Raw genomic sequence first — 26,736 nt, 5'->3', positions numbered from 1 at the left:
AAATAATAAAGCATTATTTAAAATCAAAGCATTGAACTTGTTTGCTTCTATTTATGGGTGGCTTGCGATATTACTATTCTTTTTCCTATGAATAGTAATATTAGCAGGAGTGGTGGAGTTTGGTATTCTATGGAGCATGCATGGAAAGCTAAATTAAATGATATTCCTCTTGAAGAATTAATCAGATAAGGAATAAACCAGGAGGTTAAAAATGTTTGAAAATCAATTAAGCCAATTGTTTAATGATATAGCAAATAATGTAAATCGTATGATTCCGGTAACGTGGAATGATTTCTACTTTAATGTTGAGTTGAAGGAAGGGGACGGAGAAGTTTTTTTCTATTTTAATACGAAAGAAAGTCCTGAAAAATATATTTTCTCACATGATATACCAGTAATTTATGATATTCCATTTTCCGAATATATGGACTCCTTTAATCAATTAATGAGTATTTCTAGAAATATTTTAGAGGTTTTAGAAAATAATAATCAACCTAAATGGTATGCAATGGTTTTAATAGTAAAATCTCGGAAGCAATTAAAAGTTGAGTTTGATTACACTGATTGGTTTGCCAGTCCCTTTACCTCTAATCAAAGGTTGTCTTTTTTTAAACATAAATGTTTAGGAGAAGAACCTGAAAATAATGATTTACTTCAACTTTTTAAAGAAATGGAAGAATATAAAAAACAAAGCTAAATATCTACGATGAACGCTTGAGGGAGTTGAAGTATTTTCCCTATGATTTGTTGGTGCAGGGAGATTAAGCTAAGAAAAGGAGTTAATACATGATAAGAGACAAACACAAAGATCAAGCGTATTTTGAAAAATGGATAACATTTGTTCAAAAACGTTTAGAGAAGAATGTTAATATGACGGACGAGATTGCGGAGGAGTATTTGTTGTTCCATTATCAAGATTTGGTTCTGAATAATGAAGAACTAGTGAAACTTTTCTATTCTATAGGGGCTTCGAAAGAGGAGATTTTCCCCTATTATCAAGGGATTCTTTCTAATTTGAAGCTCATTGCCTCGGAGGGAGTTCCATTTGACTTGGCAGTTAACATCTTTGCCTTGGGAGTCCTCTATAGTGAGCGTAAGGAAGAATTTCTGGATGATTTGAAGGCTGTTTATGAGCAGATGGACCATACAGATGGCTTGATTGAATACTACATGGTCTATCTGTTCCATGATAAGATAGTTCCTTTTCATTCGATTCTAGAGTATCAAAATATGATTGAGGACACTTATGAGAGTGTAGCCAAGGCACAGGGGTTCTGGTATTATAGTCATTCTGATGAACCTTGGTATGGAACACATAAGTATGACAATAGAGGTTATGATGGCTACTGGAGTTTTGACACCGCCGCAACCTGCAAGATAAAAGGAATCTACGACGAACGCATGAAGGATTTAGAGTATTTTCCCTATGATTTGTTGGTGCAGGGAGAATAGAAAACGAAGCTTTTTATCTGAAAGAATAGCTTGATTTCTAGAAAGGGGATAAAGATGAAGATCCATTTAGAGGTGATAAATGAATTAATAGATATTGACTTTTTGAAGGAAGAAAGAGAAACAAACATACCGATTACTCAGTTAAAGACGGTAAAAGAAGCGGAGAAGAATATTAATAGTTTAAAATGGGAGAATTTTGTCTTAGATAAAGATGGTGATTATACTGTTTATCTTTTTAAAAATCATAGTGACATTTATAAGCATTGGAATGAACTGGCAAATAATGCAAAAGAGGAAATCATTCCTGAAATTGAAGAAGGTTTAGATGGACTAATTGCGGATAGTAAACTTCTTGCCTCAATGAGGAGTCAGATTGAATTTGATATCGTTGGCTTGGCCATCTACTTGACCATCAAAAAAGAGCTTCCTCAAGCTGAATCAACATTTTTCGATGATTTGTATGCTTTATACCAAGCGGGTTACATTCCTTGTGGTTTTGCCAAGGGGCGCTATAAGGTTTTATAAGGGTATTTTTTTCATAGAAGATGGAATGTTCAAGAATGAAATGATTTTTTTGAGAGAAAAAGATATAAAAGTGAGGATTTTTAGGAATAGGTGGAGTCCTTATAAATGAGCGAACAATACTTACCAATAAGAGATAGTTTAGGTTATCAGAATGTCAAGCAAGCTTTGGAGAAAATTTTTTCGATTGATCTTGATACAATTGCGATTGATGAAGGAGAAGATGAAAATTTTAATTTTCCGTTCGTGTATAACGGTTATCATATGACGATAGGTATTTCATCAACAGGTAAAAATACGCAATTGGAAGCAGGAGAGGGTGGATTATTTAACATTTGGTTTACTCAAACTGATGAAGAGAAATTTTCAGTCACCTTTTTATCCAAGCTTATTGATGATAAGAGTATAAGAAGAGTGTATGGATGTAATAAAGATTCTATTGAAAATACTTTGCATATACTGAAAGATTTTCTTAACTCAGACAAAGCCGAAGTTTTATTGAAAATATAAAAGGAATGTAACAATGACACAATTTGAAGATAAATTTATGGAAGTTCAGGCTAGTATGATTTCACTAGCACTGGAATATGTACAAGATCAGGCAGAAAAAGTATATATTTATTGCATTTCTGAAGAAGCATTGCAATCGTATAAAGTTTTTTATAAGATTAATGGCATTGTAATTGAAATGGATAAAGTTAATGAAGTTGCGACAAAAAAAATAGATGATTCCGATAATATGGCATTCGCTCTATTGGGATATGGAGCTGAAGATATACAAAAATTAATTGATGTTTGTAAAGAATATAACCGCGAGCACCCAACAGAAATGTGGCTGATTTATGATGCTCAGACAAATAGTCTTGACAGTCGCTATAGCTATGAAGGACGTTATGACAAGGATGATGACTTAGAGCTATTGCCTAGTGAAGAGTTTGAAAAGTGGTTTGAGGAAGTGCAAGGCGAGCAGCAGTAGGAGAATAATATGACACAATTTGAAGACAAATTTATGGAAGTTCAGGCTAGTATGATTTCACTAGCAATGGAATATGTCCAAAATCAGGCAGATAAAATTTTTATTTATTGTGTTGCTGATGGTTTTTATAGATTTGATGTATTTTTTAAAACTAATAATCATTATCTGGATAGAGATGATATTGCGGGTTACCTTCCTAATGAAATAGATAGTTCAGATGAAATTCAGTTTAGTCTATTAAGAATTGGGGCACAAGATATAGAAAGAATGGTTAAGCTGTGCCAAGAATACAATCGTGAACATCCAACTGAAATGTGGTTGATTTATGATGCTCAGAAAAACAGCCTTGACAGTCGCTATAGCTATGAAGGTCGTTATGATAAGGACGAAGAATTGCTTCCACGTTTAGAATTTGAAAAGTGGTTTGAGGAAGTGAAGAACAGTACTCAAACTTAATGCTTGCGACAATCTCTAGTTGAATGATAGAAAAGCAGAGGCAAAATGCTTTTCATGCGACCAAATGTGTGGTGGGGCTGTTTTTGAAAAGTAAAACAAAAAGAAAGTTGAAGACAGATGGGGCTGAATTTTGACAAGCATAAAGAACATTTGGAGAAGGATATCCGTGCAGAGCTCCAGAAAAAATTTGGAACTGCTTTTGAAATAGAAGGAATTTATGATATTGTCTTGAGTTCATATTGTCCGACTTTTCTCTTTAAAATCAATCTAGAAAATTATAAAGAAAAGTTGGATATTTTAGTAGACGGCAGCGATTTACACTTGAAGTGGGGTGAAAAACCTACATACGGGATACAATACAAGTATTGGCCAGAAAATTTGGAAGAGGGACTGGGAAGAATAAAAACCTACCTAGATCAGCCAGAACAGATTTTTCTGGAACCTCTTACTCCTGAAAATGATTATCTGAAGATACGAGCTATTGAAGCGATGATTGAAAATATTTTCGATGGGAAAACGAAAACGGATAAGTGGGAGAAACTTGTCGAAAAGGACGAAGATTATCGAGTCATTATTACAAGTATATTACCTAGCTACAGAGCTTCTTTTACTCTGGAGCTGCTAGAACAAGATTTCATTGTGAGAGATATTGTCCCCTTAGATGCTAGTGTAGGAAGTCAGGAATTGTTGCTTGATTGTCCAGTCCAGTTAAATTCCTCTAATTTATCCTCTTTTCTGAGCAACTGTAAGACTTATTTAGAAGAACATTTAGAAAAAGACAAAACTGGCATGAGTCTTTCTACGGCTTCTATGTCTGATTTGGAGCTGATTTTAAAGGCTCCTCTTAGTCTGGATACGGTTGATACAAAGGTTTTAGAAATACAGAAAATGATAGAAGAGCTGTTTTTAGGTAAGATTGAATTTGACAAAACGACGAAGGAAATGGAAGGCGACTACCTTTATAGGGCCTATTTCTTTGTAAGATCTAGATTTTATCGGGTTTCTTTCACGATTACATTGATTGGACAGCACTTTTACATCATGGTGTCACTTCCAGATCATCCAGAACTAAGAAAGAAATGGCCGTTACGCGGGTATCCCTACAAATTAACTGAAGCAAATCTGAGGCTAGTCTTAAAAGAAGTGGTGGCGTATGGTCTAAAACATAAGCCACAGACTGAAAATGAGGTGGTTCAGGAGATTCAAGCAAGTCAAGAAGTAACTGAATCTACAGCAAAAATTCAAACTCAAGAGAGAGAAACTAAAGACGGTGGCAAAGAGCAGGAAGATAAACGGGCTTACTTAGGATTGAGAAAGCTCTGGAAACTGCAGGTCTTTATTTTCTTTATCTTGATGATTATAGCTTTTGGCTTAGAGGTTTATATGGCTAAGTCAGGCTATAAAGCCTTCAAAATGAGGATTCAGTTTAGTTGGGTATCTATGCATAGTTTTTCGTTTCTCTTTCTTAGCATGTATGGTTTTTTGACACTCTATCCCAATGGGATGAAGATAAATGAATTTTTGCAGCAGTATCCTCGTTGGAAAGGTTTCCCGACCAAAGGAGTCTCTCTTCCAGAAAAAGAGACTTTGTGGACGATATTTGTCTTGTTGCTGGTTCTACTGTTTGGAGCTATTGATTTTTCCGTGCGGAAACCTGAACCAAAAGTTGAAATTCCTGAGTTAAATCAAGAACTATATAGAGGCTTTGAGTAGTAAAGAAACTCAAGTTGTAGTGATTTGAAAAAGTGCTGAAGAGAATCAAGTAGTCAGAATGGATAAAGTGAAACTTCTACCAGGGAATAATCTTATCAAGTGGCAAGGGCAGACAGCTTTATTTGATAGAGAATGAAAAAATCCTTTGTGAAAAACCTCTGCAAGCTCTTTCAATTTGTGGTAAAATAAGAGTAACAGAAATTAGAAAAGGAAACCAATTATGAAATTTCTTGAATTAAACAAAAAGCGTCATGCGACTAAGCATTTCAATGACAAACCGGTAGATCCTAAGGATGTCCGTACAGCTATTGAGATTGCGACCTTGGCACCAAGTGCTCATAATAGTCAGCCGTGGAAGTTTGTAGTAGTGCGTGAGCGAAATGAAGCTTTAGCGGGTATTACCTTTGGCTCTAACCAAGAGCAAATCAAGGAAGCTCCAGTGACAATTGCCCTCTTTACAGATACAGATTTGGCTAAGCGGGCACGCAAGATCGCGCGTGTCGCTGGGGTAAAAAATTTTTCTGATGAGCAACTGCAATTTTACATGCAAAATTTACCAGCTGAGTTTGCTCGCTATAATGACCAACAAAAGAGTGATTACTTGGCCCTTAATGCTGGTTTGGTGGCTATGAACCTTGTTTTGGCCTTGACTGACCAAGGTATTGGCTCCAATATCATCCTAGGATTTGATAAATCAAAAGTTAACGATGTTTTGGAGATTGATGAGCGTTTCCGTCCGGAACTCTTGATTACCGTTGGTTATACAGATGACAAGCTAGAGCCTAGCTATCGTTTACCAGTTGACGAGATTATTGAAAAGCGTTAATAAAGTAAGATTTTAATAGTTTGATTTAATTCAAAATATTCATTTTAAATCAAAGTGTTTTATAGAGGTGAGAAAATGACAATTGATTTTAAAGCAGAAGTTGAGAAACGTAGAGAGGCTCTATTGGCAGACTTGTTCAGCCTTTTAGAAATTAATTCAGAGCGGGATGATTCTAAGGCAGATAAGGAGCATCCTTTTGGACCTGGTCCTGTAAAGGCCTTGCATAAGTTCTTGGAGATTGCTGAACGTGATGGTTATCCGACTCAAAATGTGGACAATTATGCTGGTCACTTTACATTTGGTCAAGGAGAAGAAGAACTGGGTATCTTTGCCCATATGGATGTGGTGCCTGCTGGAAGTGGTTGGGATACAGATCCTTATACACCGACGATTAAGGATGGTCGTCTCTATGCCCGTGGTTCTAGTGATGATAAAGGACCAACTATGGCATGTTACTATGGATTGAAAATCATCAAAGAATTGGGCTTGCCTGTATCTAAGCGCGTGCGCTTTGTGGTCGGGACAGATGAAGAGTCTGGCTGGAAAGACATGGAGTATTACTTTGCTCATGTAGGCCTGCCTGAGCCTGATTTCGGCTTCTCGCCAGACGCTGAATTTCCGATTATCAATGGTGAAAAAGGAAATATCACAGAGTACCTGCATTTTGCTGGTGAAAATGCTGGCGCAGCACGCCTGCATAGCTTTACTGGTGGCTTGCGGGAGAACATGGTTCCTGAGTCTGGTACAGCTGTCTTGTCAGGTCACTTGCCAAATCTAGTTGATAAATTGGAGCAGTTTGCTAAGGAAAATGGATTAGACTTTACTTGTGAAGAACTAGCTGGTGGCCAAGTCACTGTGACCATTATCGGTAAGTCTGCTCACGGTGCTTCTCCTCAGTCTGGTGTCAATGGTGCAACCTATTTGGCCAAATTCCTAACGCAGTTTGACTTTGCGGGTCCAGCTAAGTATTATCTAGATGTGGCTGGAAATATTCTCCTAAATGACCATGAGGGTAAGAACTTGAAGATTGCTCATGTGGATGAGAAGATGGGAGCTCTGTCAATGAATGCGGGCGTTTTCCGTTTTGACGAAAATAAGGCTGATAATACAATTGCCCTCAATATTCGCTATCCTAAGGGAACTAGTCCAGAAGCCATTCAGAATGTGTTGGAGCAGTTGCCAGTTACCAAAGTGACCTTGTCTGAGCATGGCCATACTCCTCACTATGTGCCGATGGAAGATCCGTTGGTGCAGACCTTGCTGGCTGTTTATGAAAAACAAACTGGACTGAAAGGTCATGAGCAAGTGATCGGTGGTGGTACCTTTGGACGCCTCTTGAAACGTGGTGTTGCTTATGGCGCTATGTTCCCAGATTATATCGATACTATGCACCAAGCCAATGAATTTATCGATGTTGAAGATCTATTCCGTGCGGCTGCAATCTATGCTGAAGCTATCTACGAATTGATCAAATAAAATAAGAACTCATTTGGCTATGCCAGGTGAGTTTCTTTTCAAGGGAGGAAATATGATGCAGACAATAGAAGATATTACCAAGGCCATTATAGCTGACCCACAGAATCAAACTTTCACAGAGCAGGGCATTAAGCCACTTTTTGCAGCGCCTAAGAATGCTCGGATTAACATTGTCGGTCAAGCGCCGGGTCTGAAAACCCAGCAAGCGGGGCTTTACTGGAAGGACAAGAGTGGTGACCGCTTGAGAGAATGGTTGGGTGTTGATGAAGAAACTTTCTATCAGTCTGGATATTTTGCGGTTCTGCCCATGGATTTTTATTTCCCAGGGCATGGAAAGTCTGGAGATTTACCGCCTCGTAAAGGCTTTGCTGAGAAATGGCATCAGCCGATTTTAGAGCTCCTACCAGATATTGAGTTGACTATCTTGATTGGTCAGTATGCACAGAAATACTATCTGCATCAAAAAGGTACAGTCAAGCTGACCGAGACGGTCCAGCATTATCAAGACTACCTACCAGATTTTTTTCCCTTGGTTCATCCATCGCCCCGCAATCAAATATGGATGGCGAAAAATCCTTGGTTTGAGGCAGAAGTGGTGCCAGAATTGCAAGCGTTGGTACAAAAGATTATTCATCAATAAAGGAGGAAAACTATGGATGCTTATCAACAAGTAGCTAATAAGTTGCAAGAGTTGGGAATCACCTTTGATGTGGTGGAGCACCCACCTGTATTTACGACAGAGCAGGCAGATAGCTATATTGAAGGAATGGAAGGAGTCCGGACTAAGTCCATGTTTTTGACCAATAAAAAGAAAACTCAATATTATCTGCTGATTATGGATGACCAAAAGAGTCTAGATATGGACTTGTTTAAAGACTTGGTCTCAGCCAACCGCATCCGCATGGCTTCAGCGGATTCTCTCTATGAAAAAATGCAGCTGCCACCAGGAACGGTATCGCCTTTTGGACTTCTGAATAATCCAGAGCGAGACATTCAGGTCTATTTTGACAAGGACATTGTAACAGAGGATATCATGACTTTCCATCCCAATACCAATGAAAAGACGATTTTTGTCGCAACCCAAGATCTTTTTAAGTTCTTGACTCATCTTGGTTATGATTATCAAATTTTGGAACTTTGATTTCTGGAAAAACTGGGAGGCTTCTTGATCTCATAGTTTTTTGTCTCCAAGATTTAGAGAAAGCTTAATAATTTTTCTCAAATAGTAAAAGAAGGCTGGCAACAGAAAAAAGCCTGAGTAAAATTCAGGCTTTTTGGATAGATTGGATAAGGGGCACTCTTCCAAATGTCTCTAGTTGGATGCTTGAGTGCTGGACTCTGTTGTTGTATGCTGGTCTTGGCTTGTCGAACTGCTGTCAATGGAAGTAGTTGTATGGCTCGTATTCGTTTCTGCGCTTGAAGAGCTTGAGGATGTTTCTGTCTCAGTAGCAGCAGAAGTTTCTGTTGGAGTCGAGCTAACAGATGTAGACTCTTTTTCTACCTCTTTGATAATGGTAGTAGTTGTAGTCGAGTTGCCTGTATCAATTTTTGATTTTGAGTCATTGTTGTTCATAAGGTTCATGATGGTAAAGCAAGCAATGACGATTGAAAGAAGACTGGCAATTGTAGCAATAGTCTTTTGTAGGGCAGAAAAGCCAGTTTTGATATGCTGACTAGCTGGTTTTCGATTTGAAGTGCTGTTATTTTTTTCTCTGCGAGAATATTTTTCCATGTAAAAGTCGCTCCTTTTCGTTCTTAATTTATTATACGTCTTTTATTTAGAAAAGTCTTCCAAAAATCTGAATTTTTTAAATGAAAACGCACACAATAGAATGAAGGACAACAGCTCTAAAAGGCGGAGAGATAGGCCTCTTAGAGCTGTTTGTTTTATCAAAATGGTAGAGCTATTTAGAGTTAAGGGCAGCTTGCGCCACAGCTAGCCGAGCTGCTGGGACTCGATAAGGGGAGCAGGAGACATAAGTGACTCCTATTTCTTGTAAGAAAGGAATGGAAGCTGGATCACCGCCAACTTCGCCACAAACTCCGATGGACAAGGTTGGATCTACTTGGCGAGCTTTTTCAATGGCCAATTTCATCAATTGGCCGACACCATCTTGGTCAAGGCTTTGGAAGGGATCCTGGGTGAGCAACTTTTTCTCTTTATAGTCGTTGAGGAATTTTCCGATATCATCCCTTGAAAAGCCAAAAGTCATCTGGGTCAAGTCATTGGTTCCAAAGCTGAAGAAGTCGGCTTCTTGAGCCAACTGATCAGCAATGAAGCAGGCTCTTGGCAGTTCGATCATGGTACCAATGTCATATGGGAATGGCGGGCATTGATACCTTTTGAAAATCCATTCGATATGCTTGATGAGCAGCTCTTTGAGATAAACAAGCTCTGATTTCGTAGCAATCAACGGAATCATAATTTCAGGACGGACTGGATTTCCTTCTTGCTGCAGTCGAATGGCGCTGCTAAAGATAGCTTCTATTTGCATCTTATAGATATCTGGCGAGGTGATTCCCAAGCGACAGCCGCGATGGCCTAGCATAGGATTTGTTTCTTGCAATTGCATGATTTTTCTTTCTAGTTGACTTGCATTTTTATTGAGTTTTTCAGCCAGCAGGGAAATTTCCAGCTGGTCTTTAGGGAGAAATTCGTGCATAGGAGGATCCAGTAGGCGGACAATCATAGGCTTTTCGCCAACTGTCTGGAACATCTGATAGAAGTCTTCTACTTGGTAATCGAGGAGATGAGCAAGTGCCTCCCGTCTTTCTATCTCATTTTCGGCCAGAATTAATTTCCTCATTTGCAGGATTCTGTCCTCACCGAAAAACATATGCTCGGTTCTTGCTAGTCCAGTACCTTGCGCTCCGAAGCTAATAGCGGTTTGCAAATCTTGAATCGTTTCAGCATTGGCGCGGACTGTAAGTTTAGCTACTTCATCAGCCCAAGTCAGCAAGAGCTGCAAATCCTGATCATTTTTTACAGAGACCGTCGGGATTTGCCCCAGATAAAGAAAACCAGTCCAACCATCTACGGATAGAATATCTCCTTCATTGAGCAAGATATCTCGGCACTGGATAGTTTTGCTGTCCTCTTGGACAAGTAGATCTCCACATCCTGCGACACAGCAGGTTCCCATTCCTCGTGCGACAACTGCTGCGTGTGAGGTCATCCCACCTTGGCTAGTGACAATTGCTTGGCTGACAATCATTCCTTCTATGTCTTCGGGAGAAGTTTCTTGGCGGACCAGCACAACTTTTTCGCCAGCTTCATGTAGTTCTTTGGCTCGCTTAGCAGTAAAGACAATTTTTCCTGTTGCAGCACCGGGACTGGCTGGCAATCCCTGCGCTAAAATTGTCGCTTGCTGGAGCTTATTTTCATCAAAGACGGGGTGAATCAGCTGATTGATATGAGCCGGGCTAATCCGACGAATGGCCTCGCACTTGTCTATCTTGCCTTCTTCCACTAATTGTAGAGCGATTTTCAAAGCAGCCTTGACTGTTCGCTTACCATTACGGGTTTGCAGGATATAGAGCTTGCCCTTTTCGATTGTAAATTCGATATCCTGCATATCTTTATAGTGATCTTCAAGGATGTGGGCATATTCTTGAAAAGCAGCATAGGCTTCTGGCATCTTTTCTTGTAGATTTTGAATGGGCTCGGGCGTGCGAATACCAGCAACGACATCCTCTCCTTGGGCATTTAAAAGAAATTCGCCAAAGAGGCCTTTTTGACCAGTTGCTGGATTTCGAGTGAAGACGACACCAGTTCCACTTTCTTGATCAAAGTTGCCAAAGACCATGACTTGAATATTAACGGCGGTTCCTAAATCTTCTGGAATCTGATTGAGCTTGCGATAGACTTGGGCGCGTGGATTATTCCAAGAGCGGAAAACGGCTTTGATGGCAGCGAAGAGTTGTTCCTTAGGATTTTGAGGAAAAGTCTGATAATGCTCACGGTAGAGTTGCTTGTACTGATCAATGAGAGCTTGGTGTTCTTCCAAACTAAAGTCATTGGCAGTTTTACCAGCATTCTTCTCAAAATAGGAGAGCAAGTGATCGAAGTCTTCTTTTGGAATTTGGAAAACGACATCTGCATACATCTGGAGCAGCCTGCGATAGCAATTATAGGCAAAAGCCATATTGGTTTTGGAAGCCAAGGTTTGGGTTCGCAAGTCATTTAATCCTAAGTTTAAAATCGTATCCATCATGCCAGGCATAGAAAACTTGGCGCCGCTGCGAACAGAGACTAGCAGTTGCTCCTCTTCGTTCCCTGAAAAGTATTGTCCGGTTTTTTGCTCCAATTCAGAAATAGCCTGCAAGACATTCTCTCTTAAATTTTCTTCAAAAAAGGAGGGCTTATTTAAAAAATGCATACAGGCTTCCGTCGTAATGGTGAATCCCGGCGGAACTGGCAAACCTAAATTGGTCATTTCAGCTAAATTAGCACCTTTGCCACCCAAAAGAGCATTTTGCTCGGCTCGTCCTTCCTCAAAGGAATAAATCCATTTCGTCATATCTTACCTCCAAATAGATAAAAATGTGTCATATATATCTTGCTTATATTCTAATATACATCACATATATTTGTCAACGGAAAAAATCGTTATATTTCATTGATATAAGATAAAAATATGATATAATATTACAGAAAAAGATGATAAATAGAGTATTCTATCTCTAAAAAGGAGACATATTGCATTGGAATTATCAGCACGCCAAAATCAGATTGTTGACATTGTCAAGAAAGAGCAGCCCGTCAGCGGGGAAAAGATTTCGGAACTGATGGAAATTTCTAGAGCAACTTTACGCTCAGACCTGTCCTTTTTGACGCTGGTTGGCATTTTAAAAGCGACGCCAAAGGTTGGCTATACTTATTCAGGGAATGATTTAGAGACCTTGTTTTTCTTTGACACTTTTCGCAAGAAAGCGGAAGATATTATGGTTTCTCCAGTTTTGGTGCCTCAAGACACTTCCATACAGGATGCGGTGATAAGGCTCTTTATGTATGACGCGGATGTTCTTTATGTCATTGATGAAAAGAAGCTACTCTTAGGAATTGCCTCGCGCAAGGATTTGCTACGAGCGGCTTTATCCAGTAGTATCGGAACAACGCCTATTGCAGTTTGTATGACACGGATGCCTCATCTTAGAACCTGCCATAAAGATATGAATATACTAGAGGTGGCCGCTCTTTTGCAGGATTTTGCCATTGACTCCCTGCCTGTGGTAGAGAAAGATAATGAGCGCAAGATTTTAGGAACGGTGACTAAGACGGCTCTGCTGGACTATATCATTCAGGAAGCACGCCAAGCGGAAGTAAAGAGACAGGAGTAGTGACAATGAAGAAAGAAATTATTGTATATAGCATTTCGGATTCTTTAGGAGGAACCTCGCAGCGACTCTTGTCAGCTGTAAGTGCGCAGTATCCAGATTTGACATTTAATAATAGCTACCGTTTTCCTTTTATAGATAAGGAGCAAGAATTGCTGGAAATTTTGCAAGATGCTTTAAAAGATGATTCCTTGGTCATCAGTACCTTGGTAAATGGAGAATTAGCTAGACTAGCTAGAGAATTTAGTCAAAACCACAAGCTGTCCTACATTGATCTCATGCACCCTTTCTTTGAAATCATAGGAGAAAAGACTGGGATTAGCCCGATTGAGATACCAGGAACTTTGCACCGTTTGGATACGGAATATTTTAATAAAATATCAGCGATAGAGTTTGCAGTAAAGTATGATGATGGCAAATCTCCACAGGGATTTTTGGAGTCGGATATAGTTCTACTAGGGGTTTCACGGACTTCAAAAACTCCTCTCAGCATTTTTTTGGCCAATAAGGGCTACAAAGTTTCCAATTTACCTTTGATTCCAGAAGTCCCGCTTCCTCAAGTTTTAGATAAGGTGGACAAGCGTAGGATGATCGGTCTGGTCTGTGAGCCAGAAAAATTAGTCAAAATTCGTAGCAACCGCCTCAATTCGCTGGGGCTGTCCCACTCGACCAGCTACACAGATTTGGAGAAGATTTATCAGGAATTAGACTATTCCAAAGAAGTCTTTAGAAAATATCAGACGGAGGTCATCAATATTACAGATAAATCAATTGAAGAAACAGCTTTCCTAATTGAGGATTATTTAAAAAAATTAGATATGATTGGCGAGGCGCAGTAATCGTCTTCAGGGCCGGTTCCTAAATTTATCAGGTAGGAACTGCGCCCTTTTCTTGTTCCTAGGCTCGTTTCGTGTTACAATAGGAGTATTGATTTTTACTGATAAATACAGAGGAAAAAGATGATTTATTTAGATAATTCAGCGACAACCAAGCCCTATCCAGAGGTGCTGGCTACCTACACAGAAGTGGCTTCTAAAATCTGGGGTAATCCTTCTAGTCTGCATAGTTTGGGCAGTCAGGCGACCCGTCTCTTAGAAGCCTCTCGCCGTCAAATAGCAGAGCTTTTAGGTAAGTCTTCGTCGGAGATTTTTTTTACGTCTGGAGGGACAGAAGGGGACAACTGGGTACTTAAGGGAGTTGCTTTTGAAAAGATTCCTTTTGGCAAACACATTATCGTATCTAACATCGAGCATCCGGCGGTTAAAGAATCAGCCCTCTGGTTGCAGAGTCAGGGATTTGAAGTCGATTTTGCTCCAGTTGATAAGGCAGGTTTTGTTGAGGTAGACAAGCTGGCGGAGCTGATTCGACCAGACACCACTCTGATCTCGATCATGGCTGTCAATAATGAAATCGGCAGTATTCAGCCCATTCAGAAAATATCCGAACTGCTAGCAGACAAGCCGACTATTTCCTTTCACGTGGATGCTGTCCAGGCTGTTACGAAGATTCCGACAGCTGCTTATCTGACGGATCGCGTGGATTTTGCAACATTTTCCAGTCATAAATTTCACGGCCTTCGTGGTGTAGGATTTGTCTATATCAAGTCTGGTAAGAAAATCAGCCCTCTCTTAACTGGTGGCGGCCAGGAGTCAGACAAGCGATCAACGACGGAAAACTTAGCCGGCATTGCAGCCACGGCCAAGGCCCTACGTTTATCCATGGAACAGCAAGAAGTATTTGCCAAACGAACAGCAAAGATGAAGGCGATTATCCTTGAAGAGCTGCAGAAGTATCCCGACGTGGTGGTCTTCTCAGGCTTGGAAGATTTTGCGCCTCATATCCTGACCTTTGGTATCAAGGGAGTGCGGGGTGAAGTCGTCGTCCATGCATTTGAAGACTACGAGATCTATATCTCGACGACTAGCGCTTGCTCTTCTAAGGCCGGTAAGCCAGCAGGTACGCTGATTGCTATGGGGGTCGAAAAGTCTCTGTCTCAAACTGCTGTCCGTATCAGTTTGGATCTTGATAATGATATGAGCCAGATGGAGCAGTTTTTGACAACTTTTAAAATTATTTACGAAAAAACCAGAAAAGTAAGGTAAACAATGCAATATTCAGAAATTATGGTGCGCTATGGTGAGCTGTCTACTAAGGGCAAGAACCGCATGCGCTTTATTAACAAACTCAAACGTAATATTCAGGCTGTTTTGTCAGTCTATCCGCAGGTCCATGTCAAGGCTGACCGTGACCGAACTCATGTCTATCTGCATGGAACAGACTATCAGCCCGTCGCTGAGTCGCTCAAGCAGATTTTTGGGATTCAGAATTTCTCGCCGTCTTACAAAATTGAAAAATCGGTACCAGCCCTAATCGAAGCTGTCCAAACCATCATGAAGGAAGTCTATCAAGAGGGCATGACCTTTAAGATTTCCAGCAAACGCAGTGATCACAGCTTTGAATTGGATAGTCGCGAGCTGAACCAGACGCTTGGAGATGCTGTCTTTAAGGCCATTCCAAATGTTCAGGTCAAGATGAAAGCGCCAGATATTGAGCTGCGTGTCGAGATTCGTGAAGAAGCGGCTTATATCTCCTATGAGACCATTCGTGGCGCTGGAGGCTTGCCAGTTGGCACTTCAGGAAAGGGTATGCTCATGCTGTCTGGTGGGATTGACTCACCAGTGGCGGGCTATTTGGCTCTCAAGCGCGGTGTAGACATCGAGGCGGTTCACTTTGCCAGTCCGCCTTACACCAGTCCAGGCGCGTTGAAAAAAGCTCAAGATTTGACACGAAAATTGACCAAGTTTGGCGGCAATATCCAGTTTATCGAAGTGCCTTTTACAGAGATTCAGGAGGAAATCAAGGCCAAGGCTCCAGAAGCCTACCTGATGACACTGACTCGTCGCTTTATGATGCGTATTACAGACCGGATTCGGGAGGAGCGGGGCGGTCAAGTCATTATCAATGGAGAAAGTCTAGGTCAGGTGGCAAGTCAAACCATCGAGAGTATGCAGGCTATTAACGCCGTGACCAATACACCGGTTATCCGTCCTGTTGTGACGATGGATAAGCTGGAAATCATTGAGATTGCAGAAAAAATCGATACTTTCCAAATTTCTATCCAGCCATTTGAAGACTGCTGTACTATTTTTGCACCAGATCGACCTAAAACCAATCCAAAAATCAAGAATGCTGAGCAGTACGAAGCTCGTCTAGATGTTGAAGGCTTGGTAGAACGCGCTGTTGCAGGCATCATGATTACAGAAATCAGACCACAAGCAGAGACTGATGAAGTTGACGAGCTGATTGAGGACTTGTTATAAGAGTTTACGGAGTATCTTTCTGCTAAAAGAATCTGGAAGCTATTTCCATTGATGCTGAAGATAAAAGGGGATATTTATGAACGAGTGGGATTATTTCTTGAGTGGGCTCATGGGGGCATTGTCTTGGAAAGATGGACAAGATAATGCTTTGCTGTTTGGAATACCCAGTTGGACTTATTTACTTGGTCTCTTAGTTCATTTTCAGATTTTCCTGAGCTTGTATGCTCTCTTATTTTGGGGATTTCATTTAAGTATTAAGGAAGCTGGCTCTGTCAAGAAGGCCATGAGGAATAAATGGAAAATCATATGTCAAAGCCATAAAAGTAAGGGCAGAGCTATTTTTGTCACAATAATTGGCGTTCTTCTTATGTTTTTTATCTTTCCTGCTTATGAAGGATATCGAATGACCAATGGTATTTGGCGCTATCATTATTTTACTAATCAGATAACCGAGCTAAAATCGGCTTTAGTGACTGGTGTTGATACCGAGACCGGAGGAAGTAAGTCTACCTATTCTCGTATTACCTTTACTATTAACGTTGATGGAAAAGAGCGAGAGGTCAATGTTTCAGATAGTAATAAAAGTCTTGCCAGATCAGCTAAAAAACATTTGAAGCCTCCGATAGCTATTGAGGTTCATGTCAATCAAGAAGGGCAGATTGTATATTTTAAATAAATGGAAGTACAGAATGAGGATATTTAGTGGAAAATCCGTTTTCATTAAATAAAATTACTTGCAAAAGGTTAGTAGAAGTGCTATACTAAGAATGTTGACTATGCACGGCCTGTGCAACCGCTCGAACATCGTTACTCACATAGTGAGTATAAAGTGGTTCGTCCCACGATGCTAGGCGAGTCTTCACAAAAATACGGGGAAACCCCAAAAAATCATAGGAGGTGCATAATGAGCACATACGCAATCATTAAAACTGGCGGAAAACAAGTTAAAGTTGAAGTTGGTCAAGCTATCTACGTTGAAAAATTGGATGTTGAAGCTGGTCAAGAAGTGACTTTTAACGAAGTTGTTCTTGTTGGTGGTGATAAAACTGTTGTCGGAACTCCGCTTGTTTCTGGAGCTACTGTAGTTGGAACTGTTGAAAAACAAGGAAAACAAAAGAAAGTCGTCACTTTCAAGTACAAACCTAAAAAAGGTAGCCACCGCAAACAAGGTCACCGTCAACCTTACACTAAAGTTGTCATCAACGCAATCAACGCTTAATTTACAGGAGAACACATGATACAGGCAGTCTTTGAGAAAGCCGAAGATGGCGAGCTGAGGAGTGCGGAAATTACTGGACACGCCGGAAGTGGCGAATACGGCTTTGATGTCGTGTGTGCATCGGTTTCTACGCTTGCCATAAATTTCATCAATTCAATTGAAAAATTTGCAGGCTATGAACCAATCCTAGAATTAAACGAAGAAGAAGGCGGATATTTACGAGTAGAAATCCCTATGGATATTCCGCCGCATCAGAGAGAAATGACTCAGCTTTTCTTTGAATCATTTTTCTTGGGAATGGCAAACTTATCGGAGAACTCTTCTGAGTTCGTCCAAACTAGAGTTATCACAGAAAACTAACACGGAGGAAAAACACTATGTTAAAAATGAATCTTGCAAGCTTGCAACTTTTCGCCCACAAAAAAGGTGGAGGTTCAACGTCAAACGGACGTGATTCACAAGCAAAACGTCTTGGAGCTAAAGCAGCTGACGGACAAACTGTAACTGGAGGATCTATCCTTTACCGTCAACGCGGTACACACATCTACCCAGGTGTTAACGTTGGCCGCGGTGGAGATGATACATTGTTCGCAAAAGTTGAAGGCGTAGTACGCTTTGAACGTAAAGGTCGCGATAAGAAACAAGTATCAGTTTACCCAATTGCGAAATAATTCATTATTGATAAAAATCCCTGTCTCAAGATTGGGATTTTTATTTTTGGAGAAAATGAAATCGCTTCAAAAGAAACAGTTGCTACATGCAATGTTTTTTTTGTATAATAGAGTTGTTATAAGGATATTCTAAGGAGGGCAATATGGAATTTTTAGGTTTAGCTATTTCAGCTTTGTTAAATAATACGTTGATTCAATTAAAAGATGAATTGGTGGATTTTGGTGTAGATAATTGGGAAAAATTTGAAACTAGATTTAATAAAAGTTTTACATCTTATTTTGAGGGTTCGTTTAAGAGAGTGAAGAATATTCCATTTGTCCTAAGCGGTACAAATAATATCGATTTGTTTTCTATTTTTCAGCCCACTTATCTAAAATCAGAAATAAATGATGTGAGATGTTATACTGCTGATTTAGATAATATTTTAAAAGAATCGGATAATGCTTGGATTTATGGATATGGTGGCATTGGTAAATCAACCATGCTGAAGTACTTTTTTCTTAAGGAGATTGAAAAAGCTACGAGTAATAATAATCAAAGAATTCCCATTTATATTGAATTGAGGAAATATAATTTTGATTCGAAGAAAAGAAGGGAATTTTTAAATTTTATATATGAAGAAGCTAAAGTATTAGGGTTTGATTTAGAATTTAAGTATTTTGAATATATGGCAGAAAAAGGGCGCTTTATTTTTCTTTTGGATGCTTTTGATGAAATATCTTCAAATAATATGGAACAAGCTGCGACAGAGATAGAAGAATTAGCCACTAAATATTCTAATAATCCAATCCTTGTGACTAGCCGAAAATTACCTTTTAATCATATAAATAATGCCTCTTTATTTCATCCCTACGAAACGAATGGCTTAAGTAAAGACGAAGCGATAGCCTTAATAAGGCGTATCAGTAAATTGCCTATAGCAGAGTTAAAAGAAGAGGTGTTTGAACGATTTATCAATAGTTTGGAAGTACATTTATATGATGAATATCAATCATTTGCAGAAAATCCAATATTGCTTTTTTTGATGCTACAAATGTTTGAAAGAAATGCAAGTTTTCCGACTGAAAAAGCTACATTTATCAAAGATTCTTACCGACTGCTCTATAAAGAACATGATCATTCAAAGTTAGTTGCTCTAACTAGAGAGTTTAAAACCGACTTACCTGAGTCTACGATGATGCGAGTGATTTCTCATCTATGTTTTCTCACTTATTTTGAAAATAATGGAAAGAAATCAGAGTTTACAGAAAGTGAGATTCTTTCTTTGCTAGATAGGGTATTAAATGATGAAGGCAAATCTTCAACACGAGCTGAAGATTTGCTTGCTGATTTGATAACTTGTCTATGTATCATACATAAAGAGGGACAATCTTACTATTTTGTTCATAATATTTTCCAAGAATTTTACGCTGCCAACTATTTATATGATTTGGATAATGAAGTTCAAGAACAATTTTTTAAAGATAATTTTCTTTCTGAAAATATGAATGAACGTTTGATTTTGACTACTTTAGAATATTATGCTGAATTGGATAAAGAATTTAATAAGAAAAAGTTAAACTACAATATCTTCCTGCCAATTTTAGAAGAATTAAAACGTAGAAATGAAGGAAGAGACTTTGTTGAATTGGATACAAATTTATACAGAGTGAGCTTATCTACTAAAGGTGAGGGAGATATTAGTTTCGATGATTTGGATTCTTATTTTTTATGTTATTTAATGGATTTTTTTGCTGAAATAGATTATTTTGAAGATCAAGATAATAAAAAACTGCCTTTGCCTGTAAAATTTCCCAAGATTAAAGAAAAAAAGATATTTTTTATATTTTCCAAATATCATGATAATTTAACGGATCAAGAGTATTTTCAACTGGATGTTAAAATTTATAATGAACTCCAAAACGTAAAACTAACAAGTGAAGCAATGGAACTTATGGAAAAGTATAAGCTAGACTTGATTAATTTCTCTATTGACTATAGTACGATTTGTAAAGACGCTGCATGGTATGAAGTCTTCAAAAAAAGTAGTGCTTATGAATGTTTAAATTTCACTGAAGACTGGCTAACAAAGACAAGAACCGAAAAAGAAGCGGACAAAAGAAAAATCCCAATTTTGAATTTTAAAAAATAAATCGGCAATATCTGCTGATTTATTTAGTTTTGAAATCGTTTCCTTGACATTTTCTCTTCTTAGTGTTTTAATATACCCTATAGGGGTATAAAGGAGAAAAAATATGTTTCATTTTTTTACAAAGATAGATAGTATTTCAACGGATGAGTTGGAGAAGCGATTGAAGTCCAATATCCAACTAATTGATGTACGGACACCATCCGAATTTCGTAGAGGACATATCAAAGAGGCCCAGAATATTCCTTTGAGCCAAATTGGTCAATTTGCTCCAGCTAAAAAGGAGACGATTTACGTTATTTGCCATTCAGGCGTGCGGAGCAAGATGGCAGCGAAAAAGCTGAAGAAAAAGGGCTATGATGTTGTCAATGTCCGCGGTGGTATGAGCGCTTGGACAGGGAAAACCATTAAGTAGAAGGGGTTAAACAATGAAAATTATTATCGTTGGTGGAGTTGCAGGCGGTATGTCTGCGGCAACACGTTTAAGACGGATGATGGAAGATGCTGAAATTGTGATTTTTGAAAAAGGTCCTTTTGTATCTTTTGCGAACTGCGGTCTGCCTTATTATATTTCTGGTGAAATTGCTGAGCGAGATGCTCTCTTGGTTCAAACACCTGAAAGTCTCAAGGCGCGTTTTAACTTGGATGTGCGACCTTTTCATGAGGTGGTGAAAATTTCGCCTGAAGATCATACGGTGACGGTATCTCATGACGGTTCAGAGTTCACAGAGCAGTATGACAAGCTGATTCTTTCACCGGGGGCGAAGCCTTTTATTCCTGAGATTGAAGGACTTTCAGAAGCAACTAATGTATTCACTTTGCGCAATGTTCCAGACTTGGATCAGATCATGTTAGCCTTGGATAAAGAGCCACAAGAGGCTGTTGTCGTAGGTGCTGGATTTATCGGTCTGGAAACGGCTGAAAATCTACGCAAGCGTGGCTTGAATGTAACAATCGTAGAAAAAGCGCCGCATGTTTTGCCACCGCTGGATGAGGAAATGGCAGCTTTTGTCCAAGCTGAATTAGCGGACAAGGGAGTGAAGGTCATTACTTCCCAGTCAGCTACTCGCTTCGAAGAAAATGGCAAAGTAATCGTCTTGGAAGATGGTCAAAAATTGGCTTCAGATGTGACCATTCTCTCTGTCGGGGTCCAGCCTGAAAATAGCTTGGCCAAGGCAGCAGGTATTGAGACAGGTCTTCGTGGGGGCATCTTAGTTGATGAACATTATGAGACGAGCCAGAAAGATATTTTTGCAGTCGGAGACGCCATCCTTGTCAAGCAGGAAATTACTGGTGATGATGCTTTGATTGCTCTAGCTTCGCCTGCTAATCGACAAGGACGTCAGGTGGCAGATGTGCTTGCTGGCTTGGAGCGGAAGAATAAGGGAAGCATTGGCACGGCTATTGTGCGTGTCTTTGACATGACAGCCGCTTCGACAGGCCTGAACGAGCGTTTCCTTCAGCAAAATCAGCTGCCTTATCAAGCGATTCATGTCAGCGGTAAGGATCATGCAGGCTACTATCCAGGTGCGACTGACTTGACCTTGAAATTGCTCTTTGAGCCAAAAACTGGAAAAATCTATGGTGCTCAAGGTGTGGGTAAAAAAGGCGTTGACAAGCGGATTGATATTTTGGCGACAGCTATCAAGGGCAATCTCACGATTTTTGATTTGCCAGAGCTGGAGTTCACCTATGCACCACCTTTTGGCTCAGCCAAGGATCCGGTCAATATGCTGGGCTATGCAGCTATGAATCTAGCGGAAGGCTTGAGTGAAAATATCCAATGGCACCAGCTAGAAGACGAGTTGGCTAGTGGGAAAGTCTTTTTAGATGTCCGGACACTCAATGAGTTTAAGCAAGGACGCCTGAAGGCAGATAAAACAGTCCATATTCCGCTGAATGAACTCAGAGAACGCTTGGCTGAGCTGGATAAGGAAGCAGAATATATCGTGAGCTGCCACAGCGGTCTGCGCAGCTATATTGCCGAGCGAATCTTAAAACAAGCAGGATTTGCAGTGAAAAATCTAGACGGAGCTTATGCTTTGTATAAAATGGTAAAACCAGAAGGAGTAGAAAAATGAAAACTATATCAGCAGCTGACTTAGAAAAGCAGTATCAATCTGAAAAATTGGCCATCGTAGATGTGCGCGAAAGACATGAATTTCAAGCGGGTCATATCCCAAATGCTGGAAATCTTCCGCTTAGTGAGTTGGAAACTGGCTATAAAAAGCTGAATCCTAACTACAAATACTATGTCATTTGCCAAGGAGGAGCGCGTTCAGCGACTGCTTGCCAATTTCTTGCCATGCAGGGCTTCGATGTGACCAACGTATCAGGTGGCATGAACGCTTGGTCTGGAGAGACGGAATAAAAGATAAAAAGGATTCAAGTCGTTGCTTGAATCCTTTTTTCCTCTTCTTCTTATTTTCGATTTACCAGAAAATGAATAGCTTTCTCTATTCTTTCCCTTTGCTTTTTCGGATCATCAGATGGATTTTCTAGGCAATCCGTTAAATTCTCAGTAATAACCATCTCAATAACACGGTCAACGCTGGAGCGGACGGCTAATAACTGTGTGAGAATATCTGAACATTCCCTGTCCTCTTCAATCATTTTTTGAATGCCTCTTAACTGTCCCTCGGAGCGCTTGAGGCGGTTAATATAATTAGAATTCACGGTGATTTCCTCGTTTGTTTACATTGAGTTTATTATATGCTTAATCTGTATATTTGTCAATTGGATTGGTTGGAGGTAGTTTTCAGAAATTTTCCATAATCACTCTCTGATTCCTCTATTTACTTTTTATCAGAATTCTGGTATAATAGCTTATGTTATAAAATATAACATAGAAATTGAACTAAGAGAATACTAAATAAAATAAGGGCTTATCTTTATTTCCGATCCTCTTATTCTTGGACTTTTCTCTCAATTTTTGGAGGTGTATTTATGAAAGTATCAAAAATGCTTTTAGCTACTGGAGTGGTACTCAGTGCAGGAGTATTCTTGTCAGCATGTGGCAAATCTTCATCCAGCACAACTACATATTCTTATGTTTATGCCAGTGATCCAGATAGCTTGAACTACCTGACCACTAACCGTGCAACTACATCAGACGTTATTACAAACCTTGTGGATGGTCTCTTGGAAAATGATGAATATGGAAATCTAGTTCCTTCTCTTGCAGAATCATGGACAGTTTCTCAAGATGGCCTGACTTACACATATAAGCTTCGTAAGGATGCTAAGTGGTTCAATGTTGATGGCGAAGAAGTCGCAAGTGTGAAAGCTCAAGACTTTGTGACTGGACTTAAATATGTGGCTGACCAGAAGTCTGAAGCCCTTTACTTAATTCAGGACTCAATTAGTGGCTTGGATGCCTATGTCAAAGGCGACGAAAAAGACTTTTCAAAAGTCGGAGTGAAGGCAGTAGATGATTATACTGTTCAATACACGCTGACACGCCCAGAGCCTTATTGGAACTCTAAAACTACGAATAATATCTTGTTCCCTGTCAATGAAGAATTTTTGAAGTCTAAAGGAAAAGATTTTGGTTCTGTTGATCCATCAAGTATTCTTTACAACGGTCCTTTCCTTTTGAAATCTTTGACTTCTAAATCGTCTATGGAATTCGTTAAGAATCCAAATTATTACGATAAAGACAGGGTCAGTCTAGAACATGTTAAATTAACCTACTATGATGGATCGGACCAAGAATCTTTGATTCGCAACTTCAGTGATGGTGCTTATAGTGGTGCCCGTCTCTATCCGAATACTTCAGGATTTGCGGCAGTTAAGAAGAAATATGCGGACAATATCCTTTATAGCCCACAGGATGCGACCTCATATTACTTTAATTTCAACTTCAACCGTCAATCATACAATCACACTTCCAAAACAAGTGATGATCAAAAGAATGCAACAAAAGAAGCGGTTTTAAATAAGGACTTCCGTCAGGCCGTCAATTTTGCCCTTGACCGGACTTCTTATGGTGCGCAAAGTAATGGTAAAGATGGAGCTACCAAGCTGTTGAGAAATACGCTTGTCCCTCCAACATTTGTTCAAATTGGCGATCAAACTTTTGGCCAAGTTGTTGCCTCTAAATTAGTGAATTATGGTACAGAATGGGCGAATATCGACCTGACAGATGCTCAAGATGCTTATTATAATCCAGAAAAAGCTAAGGCAAGATTTGCTAAAGCTAAGGAAGCTTTAGAGTCTAAGGGAGTTCAATTCCCAATTCATTTGGACCTTCCTGTAGACCAGGCTGACAAGGTGAGTATCCAATGGGCAAGCTCAGTAAAACAATCAATTGAATCAACCTTGGGTGCAGAAAATGTAGTGATTGACCTGCAGAAGATTAGTGTGGATGATTTGAACAATATCACCTATTTTGCAAATACTGCAGCTCAAAAGGACTATGACTTCTATACAGGGGGCTGGTCAGCTGACTATCAAGACCCATCTACCTACTTAGATACTCTAAATGTAAATAATGGCGCTAGCTTGCAAAACTTTGGTTTTGAGCCAGGCCAAGATATGGACAAGATGAAAGAGCTGGGCTTGGACACTTATACTAAGATGTTGGAAGAAGCAAATGCTGAAACAACAGATGTGAAAGTTCGCTATGAAAAATATGCGGATGCACAAGCTTGGTTGCTGGATAGTGGGATTATCATGCCGACCATTTCAGGAGGCGGTAGTCCTTCTGTAAGTAAGTCCAAACCTTTCAGTCGTGCCTATTCACTCGTTGGAATCAAGGGATCCGGCTTCAACTTTAAATATACGAAACTCAGAAGTGAGATTGTAACGACCAAAGAATATGAAGAAGCTAAGAAAAAATGGCAAGAAAAAACCTTAGAATCTAACAAAAAAGCCCAAGAAGAACTAGCGGATCATATTGAAAAGAAATAAGAGATTAAAAGATTAACTTTCTTTTAGGGTTAATCTTTTTGATTTGATCTACATTAAGAATTTTATAAAAGGAGCTATTTAGGCTTGTTTTTTTATGAAAAATTAGTTATAATGAATAAGTTGCCACCCTTAGTGTAATGGATATCACGTAAGATTCCGGTTCTTGAGATGGGAGTTCGATTCTCTCAGGGTGGATGACTTAAGCTTGGACTCAAGAGAGTCCTTTTTGTTTTCTAAGAGAGGAGACAGCTATGGTGGTGAAGTTAATCGCTCATACCTTGATTGAGAAAGACGGAAAGTATTTGCTGATCAAACGCTCAAAAATAAAGCGTGGGCTTCCTAATGTTTATCCATGCTATTGGGATATTCCTGGCGGAAGCGTAGAAGAGAACGAACTACCCAGAGAAGCAGCTCTACGCGAGGCTATGGAAGAGGTTAATCAAAAGATTCGGATTGATAAGATTATTCATGAAGATAGTCAGTTTGACACAAGTAAAAATACTGTTTTTACACGCTTGGTTTATGAGGCTAGGATTATAGAGCAGCGTGATATCCTATTGGATCCAGAAGAGCATACAGACTTTATTTGGCTTTCTTCTTTGGAGGACTTAGAGGGAGAGCTGATTGTTCCTTATTTGCTTGATATTTTTGCTGACAGATCCACATAAAACAAAAAAACATCCCCTTTTATCAGGAGATGTTTTTTCTGATTAGTTTTTAGATGCTTCTTGGAATTCTGGATTCTTCCATGCTTCATCAATAATTGCTTGCAATTCTTTAGCAGATGCTTGCATCTTTTGAGTTTCTGCATCGTTCAATGGGATATTTACTGGACGAACGATACCGTGAGCACCAACAACTGCTGGTTGACCGATGAAGACATCTTTCACACCGTATTGGCCTTCTTGGAAGACTGAAAGTGGAAGTACAGCATTTTCATCGTCAAGGATAGCTTTTGTGATACGAGCAAGGGCTACAGCGATACCGTAGTATGTAGCACCTTTCTTGTTGATGATTGTGTAAGCAGCATCACGAACACCTTCGAACAATTCGATCAATTCAGACTCTTGAACATTTTGAGTATCTTTAAGGAATTCTTCAAGGTTTACACCTGCGATGTTTGCATGTGACCAAACAGCAAATTCTGAATCGCCGTGCTCACCCATGATGTAGGCGTGAACTGAACGAGCGTCAACATCCAATTTTTCAGCAAGTGCTTGACGGAAACGGGCTGAGTCAAGTGAAGTACCTGAACCGATAACGCGTTCTTTAGGGAAGCCTGAGAATTTCCAAGTTGAATAAGTCAAAACGTCAACTGGGTTAGCGGCAACAAGGAAGATACCATCGAAACCTGATTCAACAACTTGTGTTACGATTGATTTGTTGATAGCAAGGTTCTTACCAACGAGGTCAAGACGAGTTTCACCTGGTTTTTGAGGCGCACCCGCAGTGATAACAACAAGGTCAGCGTCTGCACAGTCAGAGTATTGAGCTGCGTAGATCTTTTTAGGTGAAGTGAAGGCAAGGGCGTGGCTAAGGTCAAGCGCATCACCTACAGCTTTTTCGTGTAATTGTGGAATTTCGATAATTCCAAGCTCTTGTGCAATTCCTTGGTTAACAAGCGCGAAAGCGTAAGATGAACCTACGGCACCGTCACCAACAAGGATGACTTTTTTATGTTGTTTAGTAGCAGTCATTTCTAAACATCTCCTTATTATTTTTGGGGTT

At 39.6% G+C, this 26,736-nt stretch carries 29 protein-coding genes, 1 tRNA gene and 1 other annotated feature; of the genes, 26 read left to right on the top strand and 4 right to left on the bottom strand.

The genetic code is table 11. The annotated features are described in order from the left end of the window. Window positions 1-211 precede the first annotated feature (211 nt). From PAN94_RS03790 to PAN94_RS03740, 11 genes are all read left to right on the top strand, one after another. On the top strand, window positions 212-697 hold the full coding sequence (locus PAN94_RS03790) for an immunity protein YezG family protein (RefSeq protein ID WP_148886465.1): 486 nt from the start codon (window positions 212-214) through the stop codon (window positions 695-697). 89 nt (window positions 698-786) lie between these two features. Continuing rightward, a complete protein-coding gene (locus tag PAN94_RS03785) occupies window positions 787-1,452 on the top strand; it encodes a PoNe immunity protein domain-containing protein (RefSeq protein ID WP_285874680.1) in 666 nt (221 codons plus the stop codon). Window positions 1,453-1,506: 54 nt separating this feature from the next. Further along, window positions 1,507-1,977 (top strand): hypothetical protein, encoded by a 471-nt coding sequence (locus PAN94_RS03780; RefSeq protein ID WP_285874679.1) that lies wholly within the window; start codon window positions 1,507-1,509, stop codon window positions 1,975-1,977. Between the two features lie 105 nt (window positions 1,978-2,082). Next, the gene (locus PAN94_RS03775; RefSeq protein ID WP_285874678.1) at window positions 2,083-2,484 is read left to right on the top strand and encodes a hypothetical protein; all 402 of its coding nucleotides are present in this window, start codon (window positions 2,083-2,085) and stop codon (window positions 2,482-2,484) included. Window positions 2,485-2,497: 13 nt separating this feature from the next. Further along, window positions 2,498-2,950, top strand: coding sequence for a hypothetical protein (locus PAN94_RS03770; protein ID WP_285874677.1), 453 nt, complete (start codon window positions 2,498-2,500; stop codon window positions 2,948-2,950). Window positions 2,951-2,959: 9 nt separating this feature from the next. Then, window positions 2,960-3,406, top strand: coding sequence for a hypothetical protein (locus PAN94_RS03765; protein ID WP_285874675.1), 447 nt, complete (start codon window positions 2,960-2,962; stop codon window positions 3,404-3,406). Window positions 3,407-3,523: 117 nt separating this feature from the next. After that, the gene (locus PAN94_RS03760) at window positions 3,524-5,119 is read left to right on the top strand and encodes a hypothetical protein (protein ID WP_285874673.1); all 1,596 of its coding nucleotides are present in this window, start codon (window positions 3,524-3,526) and stop codon (window positions 5,117-5,119) included. Window positions 5,120-5,339: 220 nt separating this feature from the next. Then, window positions 5,340-5,945: a nitroreductase family protein gene (locus PAN94_RS03755; protein ID WP_285874672.1), complete on the top strand. Its 606-nt coding sequence runs from the start codon at window positions 5,340-5,342 to the stop codon at window positions 5,943-5,945. Between the two features lie 75 nt (window positions 5,946-6,020). Next, window positions 6,021-7,421: a dipeptidase PepV gene (gene pepV, locus PAN94_RS03750; RefSeq protein WP_285874670.1), complete on the top strand. Its 1,401-nt coding sequence runs from the start codon at window positions 6,021-6,023 to the stop codon at window positions 7,419-7,421. Window positions 7,422-7,476: 55 nt separating this feature from the next. Further along, on the top strand, window positions 7,477-8,061 hold the full coding sequence (locus tag PAN94_RS03745; protein ID WP_285875000.1) for a uracil-DNA glycosylase family protein: 585 nt from the start codon (window positions 7,477-7,479) through the stop codon (window positions 8,059-8,061). A gap of 12 nt (window positions 8,062-8,073) precedes the next feature. Next, window positions 8,074-8,562, top strand: a complete 489-nt coding sequence (locus tag PAN94_RS03740) for a prolyl-tRNA synthetase associated domain-containing protein (protein ID WP_285874669.1) — start codon at window positions 8,074-8,076, stop codon at window positions 8,560-8,562. A gap of 171 nt (window positions 8,563-8,733) precedes the next feature. Here PAN94_RS03740 and PAN94_RS03735 read toward each other — a convergent pair whose 3' ends face one another. Beyond that, complete coding sequence (locus tag PAN94_RS03735) at window positions 8,734-9,153, bottom strand: DUF6556 family protein (protein WP_285874668.1); 420 nt, start codon at window positions 9,151-9,153, stop codon at window positions 8,734-8,736. A 172-nt stretch (window positions 9,154-9,325) separates the two neighbouring features. Then, a complete protein-coding gene (ppdK, locus tag PAN94_RS03730; RefSeq protein ID WP_285874667.1) occupies window positions 9,326-11,941 on the bottom strand; it encodes a pyruvate, phosphate dikinase in 2,616 nt (871 codons plus the stop codon). A gap of 184 nt (window positions 11,942-12,125) precedes the next feature. On the opposite strand from ppdK, the gene PAN94_RS03725 reads away from it, so the two are divergent. From PAN94_RS03725 to PAN94_RS03670, 12 genes are all read left to right on the top strand, one after another. Further along, the gene (locus PAN94_RS03725; protein ID WP_285874666.1) at window positions 12,126-12,761 is read left to right on the top strand and encodes a CBS domain-containing protein; all 636 of its coding nucleotides are present in this window, start codon (window positions 12,126-12,128) and stop codon (window positions 12,759-12,761) included. A 5-nt stretch (window positions 12,762-12,766) separates the two neighbouring features. Further along, window positions 12,767-13,597 carry a pyruvate, water dikinase regulatory protein gene (locus PAN94_RS03720; protein ID WP_285874665.1) on the top strand — a complete coding sequence of 277 codons (831 nt, stop codon included), beginning with the start codon at window positions 12,767-12,769 and terminating at the stop codon, window positions 13,595-13,597. A 120-nt stretch (window positions 13,598-13,717) separates the two neighbouring features. After that, window positions 13,718-14,860 carry a cysteine desulfurase family protein gene (locus PAN94_RS03715; protein ID WP_285874664.1) on the top strand — a complete coding sequence of 381 codons (1,143 nt, stop codon included), beginning with the start codon at window positions 13,718-13,720 and terminating at the stop codon, window positions 14,858-14,860. Window positions 14,861-14,863: 3 nt separating this feature from the next. Beyond that, window positions 14,864-16,078 (top strand): tRNA uracil 4-sulfurtransferase ThiI, encoded by a 1,215-nt coding sequence (thiI, locus tag PAN94_RS03710; protein WP_285874662.1) that lies wholly within the window; start codon window positions 14,864-14,866, stop codon window positions 16,076-16,078. Between the two features lie 76 nt (window positions 16,079-16,154). Next, window positions 16,155-16,754 carry a hypothetical protein gene (locus tag PAN94_RS03705; RefSeq protein ID WP_285874660.1) on the top strand — a complete coding sequence of 200 codons (600 nt, stop codon included), beginning with the start codon at window positions 16,155-16,157 and terminating at the stop codon, window positions 16,752-16,754. A 105-nt stretch (window positions 16,755-16,859) separates the two neighbouring features. Beyond that, window positions 16,860-16,947, top strand: a sequence feature (ribosomal protein L21 leader region). Between the two features lie 35 nt (window positions 16,948-16,982). Further along, window positions 16,983-17,297 (top strand): 50S ribosomal protein L21, encoded by a 315-nt coding sequence (rplU, locus tag PAN94_RS03700; RefSeq protein ID WP_005591928.1) that lies wholly within the window; start codon window positions 16,983-16,985, stop codon window positions 17,295-17,297. Window positions 17,298-17,312: 15 nt separating this feature from the next. After that, window positions 17,313-17,657, top strand: coding sequence for a ribosomal-processing cysteine protease Prp (locus PAN94_RS03695; RefSeq protein WP_005590407.1), 345 nt, complete (start codon window positions 17,313-17,315; stop codon window positions 17,655-17,657). A 17-nt stretch (window positions 17,658-17,674) separates the two neighbouring features. Then, window positions 17,675-17,968 (top strand): 50S ribosomal protein L27, encoded by a 294-nt coding sequence (gene rpmA, locus PAN94_RS03690; RefSeq protein WP_005590406.1) that lies wholly within the window; start codon window positions 17,675-17,677, stop codon window positions 17,966-17,968. A 143-nt stretch (window positions 17,969-18,111) separates the two neighbouring features. After that, on the top strand, window positions 18,112-20,100 hold the full coding sequence (locus PAN94_RS03685) for an NACHT domain-containing protein (protein WP_045497487.1): 1,989 nt from the start codon (window positions 18,112-18,114) through the stop codon (window positions 20,098-20,100). A 103-nt stretch (window positions 20,101-20,203) separates the two neighbouring features. Further along, a complete protein-coding gene (locus tag PAN94_RS03680) occupies window positions 20,204-20,512 on the top strand; it encodes a rhodanese-like domain-containing protein (RefSeq protein ID WP_045497485.1) in 309 nt (102 codons plus the stop codon). Window positions 20,513-20,525: 13 nt separating this feature from the next. Next, window positions 20,526-22,178: an FAD-dependent oxidoreductase gene (locus tag PAN94_RS03675; protein ID WP_285874659.1), complete on the top strand. Its 1,653-nt coding sequence runs from the start codon at window positions 20,526-20,528 to the stop codon at window positions 22,176-22,178. Beyond that, on the top strand, window positions 22,175-22,468 hold the full coding sequence (locus PAN94_RS03670) for a rhodanese-like domain-containing protein (RefSeq protein ID WP_285874658.1): 294 nt from the start codon (window positions 22,175-22,177) through the stop codon (window positions 22,466-22,468). Before PAN94_RS03675 ends, PAN94_RS03670 begins: the two co-directional genes overlap by 4 nt. 50 nt (window positions 22,469-22,518) lie before the next feature. Here PAN94_RS03670 and PAN94_RS03665 read toward each other — a convergent pair whose 3' ends face one another. Continuing rightward, window positions 22,519-22,773: a metal-sensitive transcriptional regulator gene (locus tag PAN94_RS03665; RefSeq protein ID WP_125381993.1), complete on the bottom strand. Its 255-nt coding sequence runs from the start codon at window positions 22,771-22,773 to the stop codon at window positions 22,519-22,521. Window positions 22,774-23,043: 270 nt separating this feature from the next. Here PAN94_RS03665 and PAN94_RS03660 point away from each other — a divergent pair, with 270 nt between their 5' ends. From PAN94_RS03660 to PAN94_RS03650, 3 genes are all read left to right on the top strand, one after another. Beyond that, window positions 23,044-25,008 carry a peptide ABC transporter substrate-binding protein gene (locus tag PAN94_RS03660; RefSeq protein WP_285874656.1) on the top strand — a complete coding sequence of 655 codons (1,965 nt, stop codon included), beginning with the start codon at window positions 23,044-23,046 and terminating at the stop codon, window positions 25,006-25,008. A 123-nt stretch (window positions 25,009-25,131) separates the two neighbouring features. Further along, window positions 25,132-25,203: transfer RNA gene (locus tag PAN94_RS03655), tRNA-Arg, on the top strand. Between the two features lie 56 nt (window positions 25,204-25,259). Continuing rightward, a complete protein-coding gene (locus tag PAN94_RS03650) occupies window positions 25,260-25,676 on the top strand; it encodes an NUDIX hydrolase (RefSeq protein ID WP_125381987.1) in 417 nt (138 codons plus the stop codon). Between the two features lie 42 nt (window positions 25,677-25,718). On the opposite strand, the gene PAN94_RS03645 is transcribed toward PAN94_RS03650, so the two are convergent. Continuing rightward, entirely contained in the window at window positions 25,719-26,705 is a 987-nt protein-coding gene (locus PAN94_RS03645) for an L-lactate dehydrogenase (RefSeq protein ID WP_005591942.1), read from the bottom strand. Window positions 26,706-26,736 lie beyond the last annotated feature (31 nt).

Source organism: Streptococcus sp. SC1 (assembly GCF_030272855.1).
Lineage (GTDB): Bacteria > Bacillota > Bacilli > Lactobacillales > Streptococcaceae > Streptococcus.
This window is presented reverse-complemented; position numbering and strand designations above follow the sequence as displayed.